This window comes from Aeromonas tecta (assembly GCF_000820185.1).
Lineage (GTDB): Bacteria > Pseudomonadota > Gammaproteobacteria > Enterobacterales > Aeromonadaceae > Aeromonas > Aeromonas tecta.
Window position 1 is genome coordinate 37,502 of record NZ_CDCA01000034.1, and the last position, 21,803, is coordinate 59,304.

The following is a 21,803-nucleotide window of genomic DNA, read 5'->3' on the forward strand; positions in this document are numbered from 1 at the left end:
GGCCATAGTATCAGCCGATGCGCCGCGAGACCATGTATGGCACCTTGATCCACATAGGACTCACTCATCCTTAAACCCCCAAGATTCAACCGCTGCGAAGGCGGGACAGCAGCCTGTCCATGGCCCGGTAGCCGAGCGCTTCGATCAGATGATCCTTGCCGATAGCGGGTCTGCCCGCCAGATCCGCGATGGTGCGCGATACCAGCAAGATACGGTGCCAGGCCCGGATGCTGAGTCCCAGCTTCTGGATGGCACTCTCCAAAAATTCGGCATCTTGCGGTGATAGTCGGCAAATATCTTCGATTTCACGGCTATCCAGCAGGTTATTGAGCTTGCCATTGCGGCTCAGCATTCGTTCCCTCGCCGCCAGCACCCGTTCGCGGATCTGCTGGCTCGACTCGCCGCGCTCCGCCTTGCCGGTGAGGCTGCCCTTGGGCAGCAGTGGCACCTCCACCGTCAGATCGAAACGGTCGAGGAAGGGGCCGGAGAGTTTTCCGAGGTAGCGCAGGATCTGATCCGGGCTGGAGCGGGTCTGGCCGTCGCCATAGTGGCCGCAGGGGCTGGGGTTCATGGCGCCGATCAGCTGGAAGCGGGCGGGGAAGTCCACCTGGCGGGCGGCCCGGCTGATGGTGATGTGGCCGGTTTCCAGCGGTTCGCGCAGGGAGTCGAGCACCTTGCGCTCGAACTCCGGCAACTCGTCTAGGAACAGCACCCCATTGTGGGCAAGCGAAATTTCCCCCGGCCGCGGGTGGCTGCCACCGCCGACCAGGGCCACGGCGGAGGCGCTGTGATGAGGCGTGCGATAGGGCCTGTGGTGCCAGTGGCCGGCGTGCGGGGTCAGGCCACCGATGGAGTGGATGGCGGCAGTCTGCTGAGCCTCCAGCTCGCTGAGTGGCGGCAGGATGCCGGGTAGGCGGCTCGCCAGCATGCTCTTGCCGGTGCCGGGAGGACCGATGAACAGCAGGTTGTGGCTGCCGGCGGCGGCGATCTCCAACGCCCGCTTGGCCTGGGACTGGCCGATCACATCCTGCAGGTCGGGTACATCGGGCAGGGCCTCGGTACGTTGGGGCTCTGGCAGCGGCAGCTCATACTGGCCCGCCAGCCAGGCGGTGACGGCCAGCAGCTGATGGGCAGTGCGCACCTCGGCATCCTGAATGAGCGCGGCCTCGACCCCGTTGGCGGTCGGTACCAGCAGGGTACGGCCCGCATCGCGGCAGGCGAGCACGGCGGGCAGCACCCCGAGCACGGGGCGGATCTCGCCGGTCAGGGCAAGTTCCCCCAAAAATTCGTGATCGAGCAGGTATTTTGCCGGTATTTGCTTGGATGCGGCGAGAATACCGATGGCGATGGCCAGATCGAAGCGGCCTCCCTCCTTGGGCAGGTCGGCGGGAGCCAGGTTGACCGTGATGTGTTTGCTCGGGAACTCGAAATTGCCGTTGAGCAGGGCGCTGCGTACCCGATCCCGCGACTCCTTCACCGAGGTTTCCGGCAGCCCCACCATGTTGAAGGCGGGCAGGCCGTTGGAGAGGTGAACTTCCACCGTGACTTGCGGCGCCGCGATTCCCAGGCTGGCACGGCTATAAACCACAGCTAATGACATAAATCCCGTCCTTGGTTTGATGTATATGCTGGTTAACCGTTTTTTATTAGTTTTTTATTCCGCAGCGCTGGCCACGGATCAGTCAAAATCGGAGTCTTGTCAGTTAAAAACGCTTGCCCAATAAAAATCACCGTGCTAGTTCTAATAGCCATTCGCGGTGCAAACCGCTCCAATTTTCACAGGATTTCCGGTTGTAACTATGAACATGGCCTCCCGTTTCGTCAGCATTATTGTGGTCCTAGTGGTGATTATTATCTCACCGCTCGGGGCTCGTTTAGCTGCACGGAACAAGGGATAGACCCACCACCGGACAGAACGAAACAAGCGACCCCCGAGCCTCACAGCCCGGGGGTTTTTTTTCGACCAAAGGACAGGATTTCCACATGAACGGCGCGCAGTTTTTGGTACAGGCTCTCAAGAAACAGGGTGTGACCCAGGTGTTTGGTTACCCGGGCGGGGCCATCATGCCGGTCTATGATGCCCTGTATGACGGCGGCCTGGCTCATCAGCTCTGCCGCCACGAGCAGGGTGCCGCCATGGCGGCGGTGGGCTATGCCCGCGCCTCCGGTCAGGTGGGAGTCTGCATCGCGACCTCGGGCCCGGGCGCTACCAATCTGGTGACCGGGCTGGCGGAGGCGCTGCTCGATTCAGTGCCCCTGGTGGCCATCAGCGGTCAGGTGCCCTGCGCCGCCGTGGGCACCGATGCCTTCCAGGAGGTCGACGTGCTCGGCATGTCCCTCTCCTGCACCAAGCACTCCTTCATGGTCACGGATGCGGCGGATCTGGGGCAGGTATTGGCAGAAGCCTTTGCCATCGCCACCTCGGGTCGCCCTGGCCCCGTGCTCATCGATTTTCCCAAGGACATCCAGCTGGCGACCTTGCCCAAGCAGAGCCCGCTGTTCGCGGTGGAGGAGCTGGACGTCCTGAATCCGGCCGAGATCAACGCCGCCCGCACCCTGCTCGGGGCGGCCGAGCGGCCCGTGCTCTACGTCGGCGGCGGGGTGGGCATGGCGAATGCGGAGGCTGAGCTGCGTGAATTTGCCGCCGCCACCGGCATGCCGGCGGTCACCACCCTCAAGGGCATAGGGGCGCTGGATCCCGACAGTTCCGTCTACCTCGGCATGCTCGGCATGCACGGCACCAAGGCCGCCAACTACGCGGTGCAGCAGTGCGATCTGTTGCTGGTGGTGGGGGCGCGTTTCGATGATCGGGTGACCGGCAAGCTGGATGAGTTTGCACCCCACGCCAAGGTCATCCATCTGGATGTAGACGCCGCCGAGTTCGGCAAGCGCCGCGCCGCCGAGGTGGGGATCACTACGGATCTGACCCTGGTGTTGCCGGCGCTCGCCATGAGCCTCGACATCGACCCCTGGCGCGAGCATTGCGCCGCCATGGCCCGGGAATATGCGTTTCGCTACGACCACCCCGGTCAGCCCATCTATGCGCCAGCTCTGCTCAAGCAGCTGTCTAGCCTTCTGCCCGAGAGCAGCGTGGTGGCCTGCGATGTGGGTCAGCACCAGATGTGGGTGGCCCAGCACATGCGCTTCACCAGCCCGCGCAATCACCTCTCCAGCGCCGGTCTCGGCACCATGGGCTTCGGCCTGCCTGCGGCCATCGGCGCCAAGATGTCGCGCCCGGATGATGAAGTGGTGCTGGTGAGCGGTGATGGCTCCTTCATGATGAACGTACAGGAGCTCGGCACCATACGCCGCGCCCAACTCAAGGTGAAGATGGTGCTGCTCGACAACCAGCGCCTCGGCATGGTGCGCCAGTGGCAGGAGCTGTTCTTCGACGGCCGCTACAGCGAGACCATCCTCTCCGACAACCCCGATTTTGTCGCCCTGGCCGCCGCGTTCGGCATCCCGGGCGAGACCATCACATGCAAGAACGAGATAGCGCCGGCCCTCGGCCGCCTGTTGGCGAGCGAGAGCGCCTACCTGCTGCATGTGGCGATTTCAGAGGAAGAAAACGTCTGGCCCCTGGTCCCGCCAGGAGTCGCCAACCACAAGATGATGGAGCAACGCCCATGAACCAGCACACCTTACATATCCACGCCCAGCCGAGACCCGAAGTGATGGAACGGGTGCTGCGGGTGGTACGCCACCGCGGCTTCGCGCTCAATGCCCTGCACATGGAGCAGGATTGCCAACAGCTGCGGATCACGGTTACTGTCGAGTCGGTGCGTCCCATCCAGCAGTTGTGGAGCCAGCTGGTCAAGCTGGTGGACGTCTCCCGGGTTGATGCACTGGAACAGCAACCCCGGATCAGCGCTTAAGGAGCCAAGCCAATGTCACAGCCTTCCCACCCCCAATACATCTGGTTCAACGGCAAGATGGTGCCCTGGCAGGATGCCCAGGTTCACGTCATGAGCCATGCCCTGCACTACGGCTCCTCGGTGTTCGAGGGGGTGCGTGCCTACGACACCCCCAAGGGCACCTGTATCTTCCGGCTGCAGGAGCACACCCGCCGCCTGTTCGACTCCGCCAAGATCTACTGGATGGACGTGCCCTACAACGAGGTCGATGTGAACGAGGCCTGCCGCGCCGTGGTGCGTGAGAATGGCCTCAAGAGCGGTTATCTGCGCCCCTTGGCCTTCATCGGCAACGTGGGGCTGGGGTTGCATCCGCCGCTGGATGCCAAGGCCGATCTCATGGTCGCCGCCTTGCCCTGGGGCGCCTACCTCGGGGAAGAGGGGCTCAAGAACGGGGTGGATGTGTGCGTCACGTCCTGGAACCGACTCGCACCGAACACCATCCCCACCGGTGCCAAGGCCGGTGGCAACTATTTGTCGTCCCAGCTCATCAGCCGAGAGGCCAAGCGCAACGGCTTCGCCGAGGGGTTGGCGCTGGACGTGAACGGCTACCTGAGCGAGGGGGCGGGGGAGAACCTGTTCCTGGTGAAGAACGGCGTGCTGTTTACCCCGCCCGCCACCGCGGCCATCCTGCCCGGCATCACTCGCGACACCATCATGACCCTGGCGCGGGATCTCGGTTACGAGGTGCGCGAACAGGCGCTGCCGCGTGAGGCGCTGTATGTGGCGGACGAGATCTTCATGACCGGCACCGCCGCCGAGGTGACCCCGGTACGCTCAGTGGATCGGATGAAAGTGGGCGCCGGTAGCCGTGGCCCGGTGACCGAACAACTGCAAAATGCCTTCTTTGGTTTGTTCAACGGCCAGACCGAGGACAAATGGGGCTGGCTGACACCGGTTAACGACTAAGGGAGCGAGCGGGCGACCGGGTCGCCCGCACATACCTAGATTTGAGTCGGCTATGGCAAGGGCCACACCCTTACCACAACCGATTTGCAGTGACAGTTTTGCATCACTAATTTGCCCAACCGGGCTCATGTATTCAGGGAGTAGAGACAATGCCTAAGTTGAGATCCGCCACCACCACCCACGGACGTAACATGGCCGGGGCCCGCGCGCTCTGGCGTGCCACCGGCATGACAGACGAGGACTTTGGCAAACCCATCATCGCCGTGGTCAACTCCTTCACCCAGTTCGTGCCGGGCCACGTGCACCTCAAGGATCTCGGCCAGCTGGTGGCCCGCGAGATCGAGGCCGCAGGCGGGGTTGCCAAGGAATTCAATACCATAGCGGTGGATGACGGCATCGCCATGGGCCACGGCGGCATGCTCTATTCGCTGCCGTCCCGGGAGCTCATCGCCGATTCCGTGGAGTACATGGTCAACGCCCACTGCGCCGACGCCATGGTCTGCATCTCCAACTGCGACAAGATCACCCCGGGGATGCTGATGGCCGCCCTGCGCATCAACATCCCGGTGATCTTCGTCTCCGGCGGCCCCATGGAAGCGGGCAAGACCAAGCTCTCCGATCAGATCATCAAGCTGGATCTGGTAGACGCCATGATCCAGGGTGCCGATCCCAAGGTCTCCGACGCCCAGAGCGATCAGATAGAGCGCAGCGCCTGCCCTACCTGCGGCTCCTGCTCCGGCATGTTCACCGCCAACTCCATGAACTGCCTGACCGAGGCGCTCGGCCTCTCCCAGCCGGGCAATGGCTCCATGCTGGCAACTCACAGCGATCGGGAGCAGCTGTTCAAGCTGGCCGGTCAGCGCATCGTCGCCCTCGCCAACCGCTACTACCAGCAGGATGACGAGAGCGCCCTGCCGCGCAACATCGCCACCAAGGCGGCGTTCGAGAACGCCATGGCACTGGACATCGCCATGGGCGGCTCCACCAATACGGTGCTGCACCTGCTGGCGGCGGCCCAGGAGGCCGGGGTCGACTTCACCATGACCGACATCGACCGCATGTCCCGCCGGGTACCCCAGCTGTGCAAAGTTGCTCCTTCCACCCAGAAATACCACATGGAAGACGTGCACCGCGCCGGTGGCGTGGTCGCCATCCTGGGTCAGCTGGAGAAGGCGGGTCTGGTGCACGGCGATACCCGCAACGTGCTCGGCACTTCCTTGGTCGAGCTGCTGGAGGCGTACGACGTCAGCCGCTGCGACGACAAGGCGGTGCACGACTTCTACCGCGCTGGCCCGGCCGGTATCCGCACCACCAAGGCGTTCAGCCAGAGCTGCCGCTGGCCCGAGCTGGATCTGGATCGTGCCGAAGGCTGCATCCGTTCGCTGGACAACGCCTACAGCCTGGAGGGGGGCCTGGCCGTGCTGTCCGGTAACCTGGCGCTCAACGGCGCCATCGTCAAGACCGCCGGGGTGGATGAAGAGAACCTCTGCTTCCGTGGCCCGGCCCGGGTGTTCGAGAGCCAGGATACCGCAGTGGCGGGCATCCTGGACGGCACGGTCAAGGCTGGTGAAGTCGTGGTGATCCGCTACGAGGGCCCGAAAGGCGGCCCCGGCATGCAGGAGATGCTCTACCCCACCACCTATCTCAAGTCCATGGGGCTCGGCAAGGCGTGCGCCCTGATCACCGACGGCCGCTTCTCTGGCGGCACCTCGGGTCTGTCCATCGGTCACGTCTCCCCCGAGGCGGCCTCCGGCGGCACCATAGGGTTGGTGGAGGATGGCGACATCATCAACATCAATATCCCGGCCCGCAGCATGGTGCTGGAAGTGGCCGACAGCGTGCTGGCCGCTCGCCGCGTCGCCGTCGATGCCCGTGGCTGGAAGCCGCTCAACCGTCAGCGCCAGGTCTCCTACGCCTTGCGTGCCTACGCCATGCTGGCCACCAGTGCCGACAAGGGCGCAGTGCGCGACTTAAGCAAGCTGGAGGAGTGATGATGAACTCTTCGGTAAATTATCAACATATAGCGCTGTATGGAGCGTATTTAGCAGGCAAATATTCTGTGTGCGTTCTCGGCAAGCGGGAGGGATAACCATGGTCTCTGCGGCGGATTATCTACGCAAGGTGTTGCTCTCTCCCGTCTACGAGGCGGCGCGGGTGACCCCCTTGCAGACCCTTAAAAAATTGTCCGAGCGGCTCGGCAACCAGGTTTCCCTCAAGCGGGAAGACCTGCAGCCGGTGCACTCCTTCAAGCTGCGCGGCGCCTATCACAAGATTGCTACCTTAAGCGCCGAGCAGAAGGCGAACGGCGTGGTGGCGGCCTCGGCGGGCAACCACGCCCAGGGGGTCGCCCTGTCGGCGGCCAAGCTCGGCATCAAGGCCATCATAGTGATGCCCAAGACCACACCGGACATCAAGATCGATGCGGTGCGCCGCCAGGGCGGCAATGTGCTGCTGTTTGGCAACAGCTTCGACGAGGCCTATGCGGAGAGTCGCCGCCTCGCCGAGACCGAGGGCTACACCCTGATACCGCCGTTTGACGACGTCGAGGTGATCGCGGGCCAGGGCACCATCGGCAAGGAGCTGCTGGAGCAGGATACCCACCTCACCCACGTGTTCGTGCCGGTGGGCGGCGGCGGCCTGGCCGCCGGGGTGGCGGTCTACATCAAGCAACTGCTGCCGGACGTGAAGGTGATCGGAGTGGAGGCGGAGGGCTCCGCCTGCCTCAAGGCTGCGCTGGAAGCCGGTGAGCCGGTCAATTTGGAGAGGGTCTCGCTGTTTGCGGACGGAGTGGCGGTCAAGCGCATCGGCACCGAGACCTTCCGGCTCTGCAACCAGTATCTGGACGAGGTGATCACCGTCTCCAACGATCAGATCTGCGCCGCGCTCAAAGATATCTTCGACGACTGCCGTGCCATCGCCGAGCCTTCCGGCGCTTTGTCGCTGGCGGGGCTCAAGGCCTACAGCGAGCGCGAACAGGTCAAGGGTGGCCGCATGGCGGCCATACTGTCCGGCGCCAATGTCAACTTCCACAGCCTGCGCTACGTGTCGGAGCGCTGTGAGATAGGCGAGAAGCGCGAAGGCATGCTGGCGGTGACCATCCCTGAGCGCAAGGGGGCCTTCCTCGACTTCTGCCGCCAGCTTGGGCCACGGATGGTGACCGAGTTCAACTACCGCTACGCCGATGCGGCCCAGGCCTCCCTGTTCGTGTCGGTGCGCCTCACCGGCGGTGACGAGGAGCTGACCCAGATCACCGGCCAGCTGGAAGAGAACGGCTATCCGGTGGTCAACATGACCGAGAGCGAGCTGGCCAAGAATCACGTGCGTTACATGATTGGTGGCCGCCCGGCGCGGCCCCTTGGTGAGCGACTCTACAGCTTCAAGTTCCCGGAGCAACCGGGCGCCCTGATGCGCTTTTTGGAGACACTCGGCTGTCGCTGGAACATCAGCCTGTTCCACTACCGCAACCACGGTGCAGACTATGGCCGGGTGCTCTGTGCGTTCGAGCTACCGGACGAGGACGTGGCGGCCTTCCACGACTACCTGCGCGAAATTGGCTACGGCTGGAAGGAGGTGAGCGAGGATCCCGCTTACAGGTTATTCCTGGCAAGCTAGAGTCGGAGGGACTGAACGCCTAGCCCTGATCCACGACCGGAGAGCCTCGCTCTCCGGTTTTTTATGGTGCGTTGCACGAGGTCGGCGATGGTTGGCAGGAGATGAGCGAGGATCCCATCTACACGGTTGTTCCTGGCGAGCTAGACTAGGTTGCTGGCAACCATCTGAAAAAGAAGGGCTTTGCCCTTCTTTTTTTATGGGCGGCACTTTTTATGGACGGTACAGGGGGAAAGGCGTGGCATCTGTCGATAATGTCGCCAATATCACACTCCTGAGTCCCTGGTCGTTTGAGGCTGGTGATAGATGGGATAATCTGGATGCGGGGCTTGGTTCAGGGCCCCGTCAGGGAAGAGAGACGCAGCGCGTCATAACAATTCATTGCAGGGGCTCATCATGAACAAGTCTACGCTTGCCGTGCTCGTCGGCGGCCTGATGGCAACGGGGGCGGTGCAAGCTGCGCCGCAAGACAACACCTGGTATGCCGGTGGCAAGGCCGGTTGGTCGAACTATTATGGGGTGGATTACGATTCTCAGGTCGAGGAGATGCTCGACGCCGCCAAGGTGAACGAGAACAGCGACGATCTGGGGCTGGGTGCCTTCGTGGGCTACCAGGTCAATCGCAATGTGGCCGTCGAACTGGGCTATGACTGGCTCGGCAAGTATCAGATCGATCGGCACTATACGGGTAATGGCATCGATTCCGGGCTGGAGGGGGATGCCAAGGCCCAGATGATCCAGGCCACCATGAAGATCGGCTTCCCGGCCACCCAGGCCCTGGATATCTACGGTCGACTGGGGGGCGCCTATGCCTGGACGGAGAGTTCTATCAACGCCTGGTACAACGATGGCACCAACTCCCTGCGGGAGTCCTCCGAGGGCAACAAATACCATGGCGCCGCCTTTGTCGGCGCGCTGGGGGTGGAATACGCCATCGACAAGGATTGGTCCGCCCGTCTCGAATACCAGTACACCACCCCGCTCGGTAAAGCTTCACCGGACGAATCCGGCATCGAGCTGGACAACGGTTTGCTGGCGGTCGGCATGATCTATCACTTCAACCAGATTGGCGACGAGCCGGTGGCTCCGACGCCGGCCCCTGCCGCTGTGGTGGTGCCCGCTCCCGTGCTGGTGGAGAAACAGTTCAGTCTGGACTCGGATGTGCTGTTCGAATTCAACAAGGCGACCCTGAAACCGGCCGCCAGTCAGGCACTCGACGCCCTGTTCGCCCAGATCCTGGCCGCCAATCCGAAGGACGGGGTTGCGACGGTGATCGGTCATACCGATCGCTTGGGCTCCGATGCCTACAACCAGTCCCTGTCGGAGCAGCGCGCTCGCACCGTGGCCGATTATCTGGTCGCCAAGGGTCTGTTCCCCGACAAGGTGCGCGCCGAGGGGCGTGGGGAGTCGTCGCCAGTGACGGGTGGCAGTTGCCCGAATGCGGCCAAGGCCCAGATGATCGCCTGCCTGGCGCCGGATCGCCGGGTTGAAGTGCGGCTGACTGGGGTCTCCCAGGCCGCCGAATAAGCTGGCGCAGTCATGGGGTAAAAACAACGAGGGGGCCAAGGCCCCCTCGTTGTTTTCTGGTTACCGCCCTCATCCCCAAGCCTTCTCCCGCGAGGGGGAAAGGGAGCAAAGACGCCATGGCGGCTGTTCGCTATCGCTAGTTCAGCTCGGTGGGGTCGATATCCAGGCTCCAGCGTACTTTCTTGGTTTCCGGCCAGCCATCCAGCTCCTTGACTGCCCAATCCAGCAGCTGTGATAGCGGGGCCCGGTTCGGTCCCTGCACCAACAACTGCATCCTGAACTTGCCCGCCTTGCGCTCCATGAAGCCACTGATGGGGCCCAGCACCTGCACATGGGGGTAGTGGGCGCTGCGCAGCGTCTCGGCCAGGCGACTGAGGAACAGCTGCACCTCGTCGCGGCCGGTGGCCTCGGCCCTAAACAACCCTTGGTAGCTGAACGGCGGCAGCCCCAGCAGGCGGCGCTCCTTCAGCGCGGTGTCGGCGAAATGACCATAGCCATTCTGGGTCAGATCCTGCAGCAGGGCGTGCTCGGGGTGATGGCTCTGTAGCACCACCAGTCCGGGCTTGCTGGCGCGACCGGCGCGGCCCGCAACCTGGGTATAGAGCTGGGCCAGCTTCTCGGCGGCGCGAAAATCGGCGGAAAACAGGGCGCCGTCCACGTCCAGCAGTCCCACTAGCGTCACGTCCGGGAAGTGGTGGCCCTTGGCCAGCATCTGGGTGCCGATCAGGATCTTGTACTTGCCGGCTTTGATGTCGCCGAGATGAGTCTCCAGCTCGCCCTTGCGGCGCGTGTTGTCCCGATCGATACGCACCACAGGATATTGCGGAAAAACGGTGGTAAGCAGCTGTTCCAGCTGTTCTGTGCCGACACCAGAGCCGATCAGTTCATTGCTGCCGCATTCCGGGCAGTGGTGGGGCAGCGGTCGGACGCTGTCGCAATGGTGGCAGTGCAATCGCCGCCCGGCCTGATGCCAGGTGTACCAGGCGTCGCAACGCTCGCAGGCGGCGCTCCAGCCACACTGGTGGCAGATGAGGGAGGGGGCATAGCCGCGGCGGTTGAGAAACAGCATCACCTGGTTGCCCGCCGCCAGATGCTCCGCCATCAGCTGCTCCAGCTGGGGGGAGAGTCCGGCCTGTAGCCGCACGCTCTTGATGTCCAGGATCACCTGGCGGGCGGTCTGGGCGTTGCCGGCCCGCCGGGTCAGGCTGAGGTGGTGATACTTGCCGCTCCTGGCGTTGTGCAGCGTCTCCAGCGAGGGGGTGGCCGAGCCGAGTAGGATGGGGATGCCGGCGCGATGAGCCCGCATCACCGCCAGATCCCGGGCGTGGTAACGGAAACCGTCCTGTTGCTTGAAGGAGCCGTCGTGCTCCTCATCGATGATGATGATGCCGAGATCCTTGAAGGGGGTGAACACGGCGGAGCGGGTGCCGATCAGGATGGCGGCGCCGCCATCGCGGCAGGCGAGCCAGGCATCGAGCCGCTCTCTGTCGTTCATGGCGGAGTTCATCGCCACCACCGGCACCTGGAAGCGGCGGCGGAAGCGGTTGATGGTCTGGGGGGTGAGGCCGATTTCCGGCACCATCACCAGCGCCTGTTTACCCGCCTTGAGCAGGGGCTCGAGGATGCTCAGGTAGACCTCCGTCTTGCCCGAGCCGGTGATGCCATCGAGCAGGAAGGCGCCAAATTGTTCGCTCTGACTGGTGATGGCGGAGACCGCCAGCGCCTGTTCACCGTTCAGACGCAGCCCTTCCCCCGCCTCGAACCGGCTGGCCCAGTCGCCGTCATGGCTCGGCTCCAGGCTGCGTTTCTCCAGCAGACCCTTCTTCTCCAGCGCGGTGAGGGCCGCGATCGAAATCTCCTCCTGCTTGAGGGCGGAGGGGGTCTGCGGCCTCTTGCGCAGCAGGGCCAGCGCCTGCTGCTGTTTGGCGGCGCGCTTGAGCTCGTTGAGATCGACTTCCATCCCCGCGTCGGTGGCAAACCAGAACTCCAGCTCGCGATAGGCGGCGGGCTCCCCCTTGCGCACCAGCACCGGCAAGGCGTGAGGCAGCACCTCTCCCAGCGGATGCTGGTAGTAGTTGGCACTCCACTCCATCAACGCCAGTATGTCCGGGCCCAGCACCGGCTCGCTGTCCAGTACCAGTTTGATGGGTTTGAGCTTGGCGCGGGGCACCTGACTCTCCCCCGGATGGGCCACCACCAGGCCAACCAGGGTCTGGGGACCGAAGGGGATCTCGACCCGACAACCGGGTGCAGGCAGGGGCAGGGGAGAGAGATAGTCGAAATGACGGCGTAAGGGTACCGGCACAGCGACACGAACCAGATCAAGCGTTTGCGATGAATCCACCAGGGGTTGCCTATTTTTTCTGCGAAGCCACTTGCCTGAACTCAGGCATTTCCTATATTATTCGCAGCCTTTGAAACTGTGTTCAACAATCGTGTGGTGTCCGACAACAGATCGGATGGCGACACGGCCTATAATCGAGGTTGTCCATGAAAGCTAATATCCATCCTGAGTACGTCGCCATCACCGCTAAATGTTCTTGCGGTAACGTCATCAACACTTTCTCTACCCTGGGTAAAGATCTGAGCCTGGACGTATGTTCCGCGTGCCACCCGTTCTATACCGGCAAGCAGAAAGAAGTTTCTAGCGGCGGCCGCGTAGACAAGTTCAACAAGCGTTTCGGTGGTCTGACTGCCAAGAAGTAATCTTACTTCTGAAGAATTCTGAAAAAGGCGCCCATTGGGCGCCTTTTTTATTGGACGGCATTCTGTATTGCGACGCTTTGCCCTATGGTGTTGGCTCAATCATGGGAGAAGAACAGATGCGCACATGTCTGGTGATGGGGGCCGCGGGCTATATCGGCTCCTACCTGGTGCCCCACTTGCAACAGCTGGGTTACCGGGTCATCGCCGGGGCCCGCCGCCCCTGCCGTCTGCCGGAGGGCGTCGAGTTTCGCCTCGCCGACAGCCTCAAGCCCATCACCCTGCTACCGGCCCTGGCCGGGGTCGATACCGTCTTCTATCTGGTACACGCCATGGGTGCCGGCGCGGGGTTTCACCGGCTGGAGCAGCAGGGGGTGAAAAACTTCGCCCGCGCCGCCCGCGCCGCAGGGGTGCGCCGCATCATCTATCTCGGCGCCATCCAGCCCATCCCCTGCAACAGCCGCCATCTCAACTCCCGCCGCCATTGTGGCGAGCTGTTTCGGGAGGCTGGGGTGCCGACGGTGGAGCTGCGGGCCGGCATCATCATCGGGCCAGGCTCGGCTGCGTTTGAGGTGATGCGGGATCTAGTGTTCAACCTACCGCTGATGGTGACCCCCAAGTGGGTGCGCTCGCGTACCCCGCCCATCGCGCTGTCCAACCTGCTGCACTACCTGGTCGGGCTGGTGGAGGCCGAGGGGGTGGATGGCCAGGTGTATAACGCCGCCGGCCCCGAGCTGCTCAGCTATCAGCAGCAGTTGCAGAAGTTCGCCGCCCATATCGGCAAGCGTTGCCCCATCATCCCCATTCCCTTCCTGAGCCCCCGTCTCTCGGCTTGGTGGCTGCAATTTGCGACTTCGGTGCCGCAACCCATTGCCAAGGCGCTGGTGGGGGGGCTCAAGCACGACATCCCGGCCGATGATGCCCCGTTACGGGCGTTGCTGCCCCAGCACCTGCTCGATTTTGACGAGGCGTTGACGGAGACCCTGGCGCTGGAGCAGAAGCTCGGCGCCGAGCAGCAGGGCCAGGAGACCGCGCTGGGTCTGCGCTGGCGCCATCCCGAATATGGCTTCTACGATCGCACCGCCAGCGGGGAGACGCTCTGCCTCGCTGCTCCGGACGTGGTGTGGCAGGTGTTGCAGCAGCTCGGCGGCGAGCAGCGCTACTTCTACATGAACGAGTTGTGGGTGGTGCGAGAATGGATGGATCATCTGATCGGTGGCCCGGCCCGCACCCGTGGGCGCACCAACCCGGACCGCTTCGTGAAGGGGGACATGCTGGACTCCTGGCAGATCCTCGGGGTGGATGAGGGGCGCAGGCTGGATCTGTTGTTCAACATGAAGGCCCCCGGCGTGGGGCGGCTGGAGTTCAATATCTTGCCGGAAGAATCCGGTCTGACCCGGCTGCGGGTGACGGCGCACTGGCATCCGCAGGGCGCCTGGGGGCTGGCTTACTGGCTCGCCATGCTGCCGTTCCACCTCTTCATCTTCCAGGGCATGACCGAGGCCATCGCACGCCAGGCGGAGGCGCGGGCCGGCATTCCGGTGATGGATTGAAACCATATCTATAACTAAATAGGTATTAGTGGGTGGTGCGACATGCTGATAACCAGCATGTCATAGGCTTGCAGCCATACTTTCTGCTGTGAAAGCCCGCTGGTTTTCTTTATGATCCTCAGCCCTCGCCGTTGGCGAGTCATGCACCACCACATTCATTTCCGTATCGGGGTCCCCCATGTCCGATCTGCGTCAGCAAGCGCTCGATTACCACGCCCAGCCTGTTCCCGGCAAGATTGCCATCGCCCTCACCAAGTCCGCCGAGACTGCCCATGATCTGGCGCTGGCCTACAGCCCGGGAGTCGCCGAGCCGGTGCGCGAGATCGCCGCCAACCCGGACCATGCCTACCGCTATACCGGCAAGGGCAACCTGGTGGCCGTCATCTCCAACGGCACCGCCATCCTGGGGTTGGGCAATCTGGGCCCGCTGGCCTCCAAGCCGGTGATGGAAGGCAAGGCCTTGCTGTTCAAGCGCTTCGCCGGCATCGACGCCATCGACATCGAAGTGAAACACGAGACCAGTGCCCAGTTCATCGATACGGTGGCGGCCATCGCCGACACCTTCGGTGGCATCAACCTGGAAGACATCAAGGCACCCGAGTGCTTCGAGATAGAGCAGGCGCTGATCGAGCGCTGCGACATCCCGGTGTTCCACGATGACCAGCACGGCACCGCCATCGTCACCGCCGCCGGTCTGCTCAACGCGCTGGAGGTGCAGGGCAAGCGCATCGAACAGAGCCGCATCGTCTGCATGGGCGCCGGCGCTGCCGCTACCGCCTGCATGGACCTGCTGATCAAGTGCGGCGCTCGCCCTGAGCTTATCTTCATGCTGGACCGCCAGGGCGTGATCCACAGCGGTCGCACCGATCTGAATCAGTACAAGCAGCGTTTCGCCAACGACACGCCGCTGCGCACTCTGATGGAGGCGATCGACGGTGCCGATGTGTTCGTCGGCGTCTCTGGCCCGGACGTGCTGCCTACCGAGGCGGTGGCCCTGATGGCACCGCGCCCGGTGATCTTCGCCTGCTCCAACCCGGATCCCGAGATCAAACCCGCGCTGGCCCACGCCGTGCGCGATGACCTCATCATGGGTACGGGCCGCTCGGACTATCCGAACCAGATCAACAACGTCATCTGCTTCCCCTTCCTCTTCCGCGGCGCCCTGGATGCCCGTGCCAGCCGCATCAACGATGCCATGAAGATTGCCGCGGTGGAGGCCATCCGTGGTCTGGTGAAAGAACCCGTGCCGGCCGAGGTGCTGACCGCCGCCGGGGTGAGCGAGCTGCACTTTGGCAAGGATTACGTCATTCCCAAGCCGATGGATGCCCGTCTGCTGCCTCGGGTGGCCCGCGCCGTGGCGCTGGCGGCCGTTGACTCCGGGGTGGCGCGCGTGGTGCTGCCTGCCGGCTACATGCAGGACTGAGCCAAGGCTCAGCCACAGGCATGACAAAAGGGGTCCCACGATGGGGCCCCTTTTCATGGGGAGCTTGGCGAATGATCAGGCGCTTTTCGGCGTCACCTTCTTGGTGGTGGGGGCGGCCTTGGCGTGGGTGGCCTTGTGGTGTTTTTTCACCACCTTGGTCTGGGTAGTCTGGGGAGCGGCGCCCTTGGTCGGGGTGGCGGCCATGGTGAAACCGGAGGTCAGGGCGAAGACGGCGGCCAGACTCAGGGGGATCAGCTTGTTCATATTCCAGTTCCTTGTGCGGGTTGATGGTATGGAGTGATTCTCCATGCCTTCATCCTAGGGCCCTTCCCGATCCCCGTCAGTGAGTGGCTGGTGACGGTTTGTATCCAGATGTACGACCCTGGCCCGGTAGACATGACAAAGACAAAAGGGGCCCCGAAGGGCCCCTTTTAGCGAAAGCGTACGACTTACTTGGTCTTGGGCGCGACTTTCACGGCGGGCGCGGTATGGGCCGCCTTGTGATGCTTTTTCACCACCTTGGTCTGAGTCGCTTGGGGAGCGGCGGTCTTGGTCGGGGTGGCGGCCATGGTGAAGCCAGAGGTCAGGGCGAAGACAGCGGCCAGGCTCAGGGGGATCAGCTTTTTCATATTCCAGTTCCTCGTTCGGGTTGATGGTATGGAGCTTTTCTCCATGCCTTCATCCTAGAGTCCTTCCCGATCCGCTTCAGTGAGTGGCTGGTGACGGTTTGTATCCAAATGTACCGGCAGCCTCAGGCAGAAGCAGGCGCCCGCCTCACTGGGCAAGAGTTGTACCTCCCCGCCGTGATGACGGGCGATGCTGCGCACGATGGCGAGGCCGAGCCCGGCGCCGCCGGTGCGTCTGTCCCGACTCTGATCCAGTCGCACGAAGGGCTCGAAAACCTGGGCGGCCAGCGCCGGGTCGATGCCGGGGCCATCGTCGCTCACCGTCAGCAGGTAGTGTTCTTGCTGCTGCTCCATGCGCAGCGTCACCTGACCGACGGCATAGCGCAGGGCATTGCTGATGAGGTTCTCCAGTGCGCGCTCCAGCAACCTGGCGTCACCGCGCCAGGGCAGGGTGCTGGCAGGAGGGGTGAGCAGCAGGTGGATCGCAGGGCGCAGCGCCTGCCAGTCTGCCAGCCGGCCTGCGGCCCAGTCGCCCAGTTCCAGATCGCTACACTGCAGCGGCAGCTCAGGCCGATCGAGCCGGGCATACGTGAGCATCTCCTCGATGAGGGCATCCAGCGCCCCGAGATCGCGCTCGAGCCCCTGCCGGTCGGCCTCGGCTGGCTGCGGCTCCAGCATGGCGAGCCGGTAGCGCAGCCTGACCAGCGGGGTACGCAGCTCGTGGGCGATGGCATCGGTCAGTTGCTTGCGGCTGGCCAGCATGGCTTGCAACTGCTCGGCCATCAGATCGAAGGTGCGGCCGACTCGGGCCAGGCTGCTGCTGGCGGGCAGGTGGGTGCGGCTGGAGAGATCGCCATCACCGAGCCGGCGCGCCGCTTGTTCGAGTTGTTGCAGGCCACGCCAGTGGGGGCGCAGCCAGAGCAGGATCGGCAGGCCGAGGGAGAGGCCGATGAGCAGCAGCAGCCCCACATCGACCCAATGCAGTTCATGCAGGTAGGAGAGATAGGGCACGGGGCCGACGATCAGCACCTGATCGGTGTCGGGAATGCGCTGCAGGAAGGTGTCATCCTCCTCGACGATGACGATGTTGCCCGCCTCGAGGAAGCTCTGATCGTCGCTGGCGAGTGGTTGCTTGGAGAGGGAGCCGGTTTGCAGCGGCAGGTTGAGCTGCTGGCTCTGCTCCGTCATGCGGGCGGGCCAGCGCTCCGGCGGCAGGCGGGCCAGCTCACCGGTCAGCAGACCGAGGGAGCCTTGCATCATGCGTTCAAGATAGTGATCCCCCGCCCGCTCGGCGCTGACCTGATAGACCAGGCCGATCAGCAGGATGGCGAGGCCGAAGCAGCCGATCAGCAGCAGGTAGAACTGGATAAACAGGCGACGCATGGGCGCACTCCCGGTGAGCATTCCAACAGCAGGGGGCCTAGATTGTCACGGTTGGACAAGCCACGGCCCGGTTATTCCCAGGCGTGGGGCACCAGCAGGTAGCCCTTCTGGCGCACTGTCTTGATCCGGGTCGGATTGTTGGTGTCATCGCCGAGCTTGCGTCGCAGGCGGGAGATGGCGACATCCATGCTGCGATCCTGGCCGTCGTAGTCGCGACCGCGCAGGCTGCGAAACAGCGCCTCTCGCCCCAGAATGTGGCCGGCGTGGCAGGCCAGCTCCCACAAGAGATCGAAATCGGCGGTGGAGAGCGGGATGCTGTTGCCATCCAGGCGCACGTCCCGGCCCGGGCCATCGATCAGCAGCCGCCCGAACAGCAGGCGCTGGGCCGGAGCACTGGGCTGGGTCGCTTGCGGCGCCTGTCCCTGCTGGCGAAATTGCACCCGCAGCCGGGCCAGCAGCACCGGCGGCGGTGTGGTCTTGAGGATGTAGTCGTTGGCGCCGAGCTCCAGACTCAGGATCTGGTTCATGTCGCTGTCGAGCGAGGTGAGCATGACGATAGGGCCACTAAAGTGCGGCCGCAGCTCCCGGCACAGGGAGAGGCCGTCCTGCCCCGGCAGCATGATGTCGAGTAACACCAGGTCCGGCTGCTCGGCCTCGACTCTGGCCAGCGCCCTGTCCCCGCGGGTTTCCAGCAGGACTTCCATATCGTGGCGGCCGAGCCAGCTGCTGATGAGCTGGCCTATTTCGGGATCATCTTCAACAAAGAGAACGCGTGGCATGGTGGTGTGACACCCAGGCAATGGCGCGAATGCGCGTGCCGCCAGCATAACGGCTCCACCGCCTGTCTGCACTGGGATAAATAATCAAACAGGGCCCTTGGGCCCTGTTGTTACTCTGATCGTGAAGACGGGAGGGATCAACCTGCCTTGCGGCGCCGATCTCGCCTCACATCGAGGCTCTTCGCTCCCTTCTCCCCTTGCGGGAGAAGGGCTGGGGATGAGGGGGGGAAATTAACCCGCCTTGCGGCGCAGATAGACCCCGGCTTCCATATGGTGGGTCCAGGGGAACTGATCGAACAGCGCGAAGCGGGCGATCTCGTGAGTCTCGCCGAGCACCGCCATGTTCGCCTGCAGGGTGTCAGGGTTGCAGGAGATGTAGAGGATGTTGTCGTACTCCTGCACCAGTTTGACGGTCGCAGCGTCCAGGCCCGCGCGGGGCGGGTCCACGAAGATGGTGTTGCACTGGTAGCTCTGCAAGTCGACGCCCTTGAGGCGGTTGAACTCCCGCTCGCCGCGCATCGCCAGGGTGAACTCCTCGGCGGACATGCGCAGTATGATGAGGTTCTCCACCCCGTTGGCGGCGATGTTGTACTGGGCGGAATCGACGCTCGGCTTGGCGATCTCGGTGGCCAGCACCTTGCGGAAGTTCTGGGCCAGGGCGATGGAGAAGTTGCCGTTGCCGCAGTAGAGCTCCAGCAGGTCTCCCTCGCTGCCCTTGGTCACGTCCAGCGCCCAGCTCAGCATCTGCTGGTTAATCTCGGCGTTGGGCTGGGTGAAGCTGTTCTCCACCTGTTTGTAGACCAGCTCGCGACCCTGCACGGTCAGCCGCTCGATGACGAACTCCTCCCCCAGGCAGATCTTCTGTTTGTGGGCGCGGCCGATCAGTTGCAGATCGAAGCCCTTGGCGCGCAGTTCGGCTTGCAGCGCCGCGGCGGCCGGCTGCCAATCGGCCTGGAGCTGGCGGTGATAGAGCAGGCTGACGCAGATCTGGCCGGAGAGGGTGGACAGATAATCTATCTGGAACAGCTTCTTGCGCAGTACCGGGTGTGGGCGCAGGCCCTCGATCAGCACCGGCATCAGCTGGTTGATGAGGCGGCTGGCGGTGGGGAACTGCTCGACCCGGATGATCTCTTTGGTGGTCGGGGCATACATGCAGTGGAAGAGGTCATCTCCCTCGTGCCAGATGCGAAACTCGGCGCGCATCCGGTAGTGCTCCGCGGGGGAGGCATGCACCTCCAGCGCGGGCGGGTTGCAACCGGCAAACAGCTCGGTGAGGCGGGCGCGCTTCTCGTCGAGCTGGGCCTGATAGTCGGCGGCGGACCGCTGGGCCTGGCTGTCGGCGGAAGATGGCTGTGATTGAGTCATGGATACCTCGCATGCACCGGGCAAAGCCGGGTTGAAACCGGGGGAAGGCCTTGGCCAACCAAAGGGGCAAGATTGTAAGAGGCGGCCGCAGATTCTCCAAGTTTTTATGGTCAAGAAGTGTCCAATCGGGCCGATAACCGATCCACCACTATTGGCGGGAGGAAGAATGATGCAGATCGATGGCATGGGCGCGGCCCAACCCAAGGGAGTGGGTGCCTCCCCCAAGGCAACCCAGACGGTCCAGAACAAGCCGACGGAGGAGGGGGATCAGGTCTCCCTCAACCAGCCACCAAAATGGGCGCAGCGGCTGATCCAGCAGGCGCTGCAGTTCGCGCTTGAGCTCAATGGCCAGCACTATCAGGCCCCCAAGAGCCAGGAATTCACCCTGAGCCCGCCGGAGGCAATCACGCCCGAGAGCCTGTTCGATGCCGACTCGGTGGCGGACAACGTGTTGCAGTTCATCACCGGGCGGCTGGGGGCGGCGCGGGCGGATGGCAAGAGTGATGACGACCTTGCCGGGATGATGGCCCAGGCCCGCAAGGGGGTGGACATGGGCTTTGGCGGCGCGAGGGAGCAGCTCGGCAGTTGGGCGGACAACGAAGACATCAAGACCGGCATGGATCAGAGCTACAAGCTGATCCAGAACGGGCTGGAATCCTTCGAGAAGGAGTTCTTCGGCGAGGTCTCGAGCACCGAGTCGGGGGCGGCCGAGATGGCCAGTCGCCAGCAGAGTTCCCTTGAGATCGAGACCCGGGACGGGGACAAGGTGATACTGCGTTTTCGCGACAGCTGGCAGTTCAAATCCCGGGGGGAGGAGGGCGGCAGCCAGTTTAGCCTCAAATCGAGTCAGAGCTTCGACTTCTCCCTTGAGGGGAACCTGAGCGCCGATGAGATGGACTCCATAGGCAAGCTGGTGAAGGGGCTGGACGATCTGGCCGGCTACTTCTTCAACGGGGATGGCAAGACCCTGGCGGACAAGTTGAACGGCTTGCAGCTGGATGACAGCCAGCTGGCGTCTTATTCCCTCAAGCTCAAACAGAGCAGCAAGCTGAGTCAGACCTATCAGGGCGCCCACTCGCTGCAAGACAGCCTGAAGCCGCTGGCGGAGTACCTGCCGCAGCTGAGCCGGTGGCAGCAGCAGGCCGATGCCCTGTTGCCCCCATCGCAACAACAGGCACTGACGCCCGCGGTGTTGGCGGCGCGGGGCCAGAGTGATGCCACCCAGGACGCCGGCTTTATGGGTTTCAATCTGCGGATGCTGGAGGCATCCCGCTTGCTCGGTCAGCAGGTGGCGACCGGCTAGGGTGAGTTGAGCGCATCCGACGAGGGGCGGTGCGGGTTGTTTGCCAGTCCTGTTTGCTAGGCAGTGGCCGGGCTGGCACACTGCCCTTTTCCCTGACCAGATGCGGCCATGAATCCCAAGAAGCCAAGAGACAAACGCGAGCTCTGCTACCCCTTCATCTTCGAGACCCAGTTCCAGTGTGACTACGAGATCGCCACCGACGAGCTCTGCTGCCAGGTGGGGGCCGTGCTGTCCCACTTGCCTGCCGGTGAGGAGACGAACGCCATGGTGGCCGATCTGGGGACATTGCAGCGGCTTATCTACAACCTGAATGGCTCGGTGCGCGGCAGGCTCGGCATCTTCGAGGAAGATCTGGACTGGCTGAAGGGACGTTATGATCACTACAACGAGGCGAGCCGCGGCCGGGTGACCGGTTTCGTGCTGCCCCAGGGGCCCCAGCCCATCCCCACCCTGCATCTGTGCCGCTGCGGCAGCAAGAAGGTGGTGCGGTTGCTGGTGCGCCTCGAGGAGAGCGGGGTGCGCTTCGATCCCATCCTCTACCGCTTCGCCAACCTGCTGGCGAACTTCTTCTTCGTGCTGACCGTCTATCTCAAGCAGTTGTGGGATGTGCCGGAAGTGCCCTACGTCAGCATTAACTACTGACCAAGCATCCTATAAGGCTTTTATTTTTCAGTAGGATCAAAGACGATCCAGCCATGCCATTGCAATCTGG

General features: G+C 63.3%; 18 protein-coding genes. 11 read left to right on the forward strand and 7 right to left on the reverse strand.

Features of this window, described 5'->3' with window-relative positions; all coding sequences use genetic code 11:
- Positions 1 to 85: 85 nt before the first annotated feature.
- The gene (locus tag BN1137_RS14150; RefSeq protein WP_050719233.1) at positions 86 to 1,600 is read right to left on the reverse strand and encodes a YifB family Mg chelatase-like AAA ATPase; all 1,515 of its coding nucleotides are present in this window, start codon (positions 1,598 to 1,600) and stop codon (positions 86 to 88) included.
- Positions 1,601 to 1,983: 383 nt separating this feature from the next.
- Here BN1137_RS14150 and ilvG point away from each other — a divergent pair, with 383 nt between their 5' ends.
- The 6 genes from ilvG to ompA all read left to right on the forward strand — a co-directional run bounded on the left by ilvG (position 1,984) and on the right by ompA (position 9,956).
- Positions 1,984 to 3,630 (forward strand): acetolactate synthase 2 catalytic subunit, encoded by a 1,647-nt coding sequence (gene ilvG, locus BN1137_RS14155; RefSeq protein ID WP_050719234.1) that lies wholly within the window; start codon positions 1,984 to 1,986, stop codon positions 3,628 to 3,630.
- Entirely contained in the window at positions 3,627 to 3,875 is a 249-nt protein-coding gene (gene ilvM, locus BN1137_RS14160) for an acetolactate synthase 2 small subunit (RefSeq protein WP_050719235.1), read from the forward strand. Before ilvG ends, ilvM begins: the two co-directional genes overlap by 4 nt.
- A 12-nt stretch (positions 3,876 to 3,887) precedes the next feature.
- Positions 3,888 to 4,820, forward strand: a complete 933-nt coding sequence (locus BN1137_RS14165; RefSeq protein WP_050719236.1) for a branched-chain amino acid transaminase — start codon at positions 3,888 to 3,890, stop codon at positions 4,818 to 4,820.
- Positions 4,821 to 4,969: 149 nt separating this feature from the next.
- Positions 4,970 to 6,811, forward strand: coding sequence for a dihydroxy-acid dehydratase (ilvD, locus tag BN1137_RS14170; protein ID WP_050719237.1), 1,842 nt, complete (start codon positions 4,970 to 4,972; stop codon positions 6,809 to 6,811).
- 100 nt (positions 6,812 to 6,911) lie between these two features.
- Complete coding sequence (gene ilvA, locus BN1137_RS14175) at positions 6,912 to 8,432, forward strand: threonine ammonia-lyase, biosynthetic (RefSeq protein ID WP_050719238.1); 1,521 nt, start codon at positions 6,912 to 6,914, stop codon at positions 8,430 to 8,432.
- A gap of 393 nt (positions 8,433 to 8,825) precedes the next feature.
- On the forward strand, positions 8,826 to 9,956 hold the full coding sequence (ompA, locus tag BN1137_RS14180) for a porin OmpA (protein WP_050719330.1): 1,131 nt from the start codon (positions 8,826 to 8,828) through the stop codon (positions 9,954 to 9,956).
- A gap of 136 nt (positions 9,957 to 10,092) precedes the next feature.
- On the opposite strand, the gene priA is transcribed toward ompA, so the two are convergent.
- Entirely contained in the window at positions 10,093 to 12,300 is a 2,208-nt protein-coding gene (gene priA / locus BN1137_RS14185; protein WP_050719239.1) for a primosomal protein N', read from the reverse strand.
- Positions 12,301 to 12,446: 146 nt separating this feature from the next.
- Here priA and rpmE point away from each other — a divergent pair, with 146 nt between their 5' ends.
- The 3 genes from rpmE (at position 12,447) to BN1137_RS14200 (ending at position 15,635) form a co-directional block, all read left to right on the forward strand.
- Complete coding sequence (rpmE, locus tag BN1137_RS14190; protein ID WP_042654428.1) at positions 12,447 to 12,662, forward strand: 50S ribosomal protein L31; 216 nt, start codon at positions 12,447 to 12,449, stop codon at positions 12,660 to 12,662.
- A 116-nt stretch (positions 12,663 to 12,778) separates the two neighbouring features.
- Entirely contained in the window at positions 12,779 to 14,212 is a 1,434-nt protein-coding gene (locus BN1137_RS14195) for a DUF2867 domain-containing protein (RefSeq protein ID WP_050719331.1), read from the forward strand.
- 178 nt (positions 14,213 to 14,390) lie between these two features.
- A complete protein-coding gene (locus BN1137_RS14200; protein ID WP_050719240.1) occupies positions 14,391 to 15,635 on the forward strand; it encodes a malic enzyme-like NAD(P)-binding protein in 1,245 nt (414 codons plus the stop codon).
- Between the two features lie 75 nt (positions 15,636 to 15,710).
- On the opposite strand, the gene BN1137_RS14205 is transcribed toward BN1137_RS14200, so the two are convergent.
- From BN1137_RS14205 to trmA, 5 genes are all read right to left on the reverse strand, one after another.
- Positions 15,711 to 15,899 (reverse strand): hypothetical protein, encoded by a 189-nt coding sequence (locus tag BN1137_RS14205; RefSeq protein ID WP_050719241.1) that lies wholly within the window; start codon positions 15,897 to 15,899, stop codon positions 15,711 to 15,713.
- A gap of 185 nt (positions 15,900 to 16,084) precedes the next feature.
- Positions 16,085 to 16,264 carry a hypothetical protein gene (locus BN1137_RS14210; protein WP_050719242.1) on the reverse strand — a complete coding sequence of 60 codons (180 nt, stop codon included), beginning with the start codon at positions 16,262 to 16,264 and terminating at the stop codon, positions 16,085 to 16,087.
- A 54-nt stretch (positions 16,265 to 16,318) separates the two neighbouring features.
- Positions 16,319 to 17,644 (reverse strand): two-component system sensor histidine kinase RstB, encoded by a 1,326-nt coding sequence (gene rstB / locus BN1137_RS14215; RefSeq protein ID WP_050719243.1) that lies wholly within the window; start codon positions 17,642 to 17,644, stop codon positions 16,319 to 16,321.
- Between the two features lie 71 nt (positions 17,645 to 17,715).
- Positions 17,716 to 18,423 carry a two-component system response regulator RstA gene (gene rstA / locus BN1137_RS14220; protein ID WP_050719332.1) on the reverse strand — a complete coding sequence of 236 codons (708 nt, stop codon included), beginning with the start codon at positions 18,421 to 18,423 and terminating at the stop codon, positions 17,716 to 17,718.
- 231 nt (positions 18,424 to 18,654) lie between these two features.
- Positions 18,655 to 19,788, reverse strand: a complete 1,134-nt coding sequence (gene trmA, locus BN1137_RS14225; protein ID WP_050719244.1) for a tRNA (uridine(54)-C5)-methyltransferase TrmA — start codon at positions 19,786 to 19,788, stop codon at positions 18,655 to 18,657.
- A gap of 169 nt (positions 19,789 to 19,957) precedes the next feature.
- Between trmA and BN1137_RS14230 the strand changes: the two genes are divergently transcribed.
- Positions 19,958 to 21,091, forward strand: a complete 1,134-nt coding sequence (locus tag BN1137_RS14230; protein ID WP_050719333.1) for a DUF5610 domain-containing protein — start codon at positions 19,958 to 19,960, stop codon at positions 21,089 to 21,091.
- A 108-nt stretch (positions 21,092 to 21,199) separates the two neighbouring features.
- Positions 21,200 to 21,733, forward strand: a complete 534-nt coding sequence (locus BN1137_RS14235; RefSeq protein WP_050719245.1) for a cobalamin adenosyltransferase — start codon at positions 21,200 to 21,202, stop codon at positions 21,731 to 21,733.
- Positions 21,734 to 21,803 lie beyond the last annotated feature (70 nt).

Excerpts from the sequence above, each read along its gene's own strand:
- BN1137_RS14195 (WP_050719331.1), top strand. The coding sequence starts at position 12,779 with ATGCGCACATGTCTGGTGATGGGGGCCGCGGGCTATATCGGCTCCTAC.
- BN1137_RS14235 (WP_050719245.1), top strand. The coding sequence starts at position 21,200 with ATGAATCCCAAGAAGCCAAGAGACAAACGCGAGCTCTGCTACCCCTTC.
- BN1137_RS14165 (WP_050719236.1), top strand. The coding sequence starts at position 3,888 with ATGTCACAGCCTTCCCACCCCCAATACATCTGGTTCAACGGCAAGATG.
- rstA (WP_050719332.1), bottom strand. The coding sequence starts at position 18,423 with ATGCCACGCGTTCTCTTTGTTGAAGATGATCCCGAAATAGGCCAGCTC.
- rstB (WP_050719243.1), bottom strand. The coding sequence starts at position 17,644 with ATGCGTCGCCTGTTTATCCAGTTCTACCTGCTGCTGATCGGCTGCTTC.
- trmA (WP_050719244.1), bottom strand. The coding sequence starts at position 19,788 with ATGACTCAATCACAGCCATCTTCCGCCGACAGCCAGGCCCAGCGGTCC.
- BN1137_RS14230 (WP_050719333.1), top strand. The coding sequence starts at position 19,958 with ATGCAGATCGATGGCATGGGCGCGGCCCAACCCAAGGGAGTGGGTGCC.
- BN1137_RS14150 (WP_050719233.1), bottom strand. The coding sequence starts at position 1,600 with ATGTCATTAGCTGTGGTTTATAGCCGTGCCAGCCTGGGAATCGCGGCG.
- ilvA (WP_050719238.1), top strand. The coding sequence starts at position 6,912 with ATGGTCTCTGCGGCGGATTATCTACGCAAGGTGTTGCTCTCTCCCGTC.
- BN1137_RS14200 (WP_050719240.1), top strand. The coding sequence starts at position 14,391 with ATGTCCGATCTGCGTCAGCAAGCGCTCGATTACCACGCCCAGCCTGTT.
- rpmE (WP_042654428.1), top strand. The coding sequence starts at position 12,447 with ATGAAAGCTAATATCCATCCTGAGTACGTCGCCATCACCGCTAAATGT.
- ilvG (WP_050719234.1), top strand. The coding sequence starts at position 1,984 with ATGAACGGCGCGCAGTTTTTGGTACAGGCTCTCAAGAAACAGGGTGTG.
- ilvM (WP_050719235.1), top strand. The coding sequence starts at position 3,627 with ATGAACCAGCACACCTTACATATCCACGCCCAGCCGAGACCCGAAGTG.
- BN1137_RS14210 (WP_050719242.1), bottom strand. The coding sequence starts at position 16,264 with ATGAAAAAGCTGATCCCCCTGAGCCTGGCCGCTGTCTTCGCCCTGACC.
- ompA (WP_050719330.1), top strand. The coding sequence starts at position 8,826 with ATGAACAAGTCTACGCTTGCCGTGCTCGTCGGCGGCCTGATGGCAACG.
- BN1137_RS14205 (WP_050719241.1), bottom strand. The coding sequence starts at position 15,899 with ATGAACAAGCTGATCCCCCTGAGTCTGGCCGCCGTCTTCGCCCTGACC.
- ilvD (WP_050719237.1), top strand. The coding sequence starts at position 4,970 with ATGCCTAAGTTGAGATCCGCCACCACCACCCACGGACGTAACATGGCC.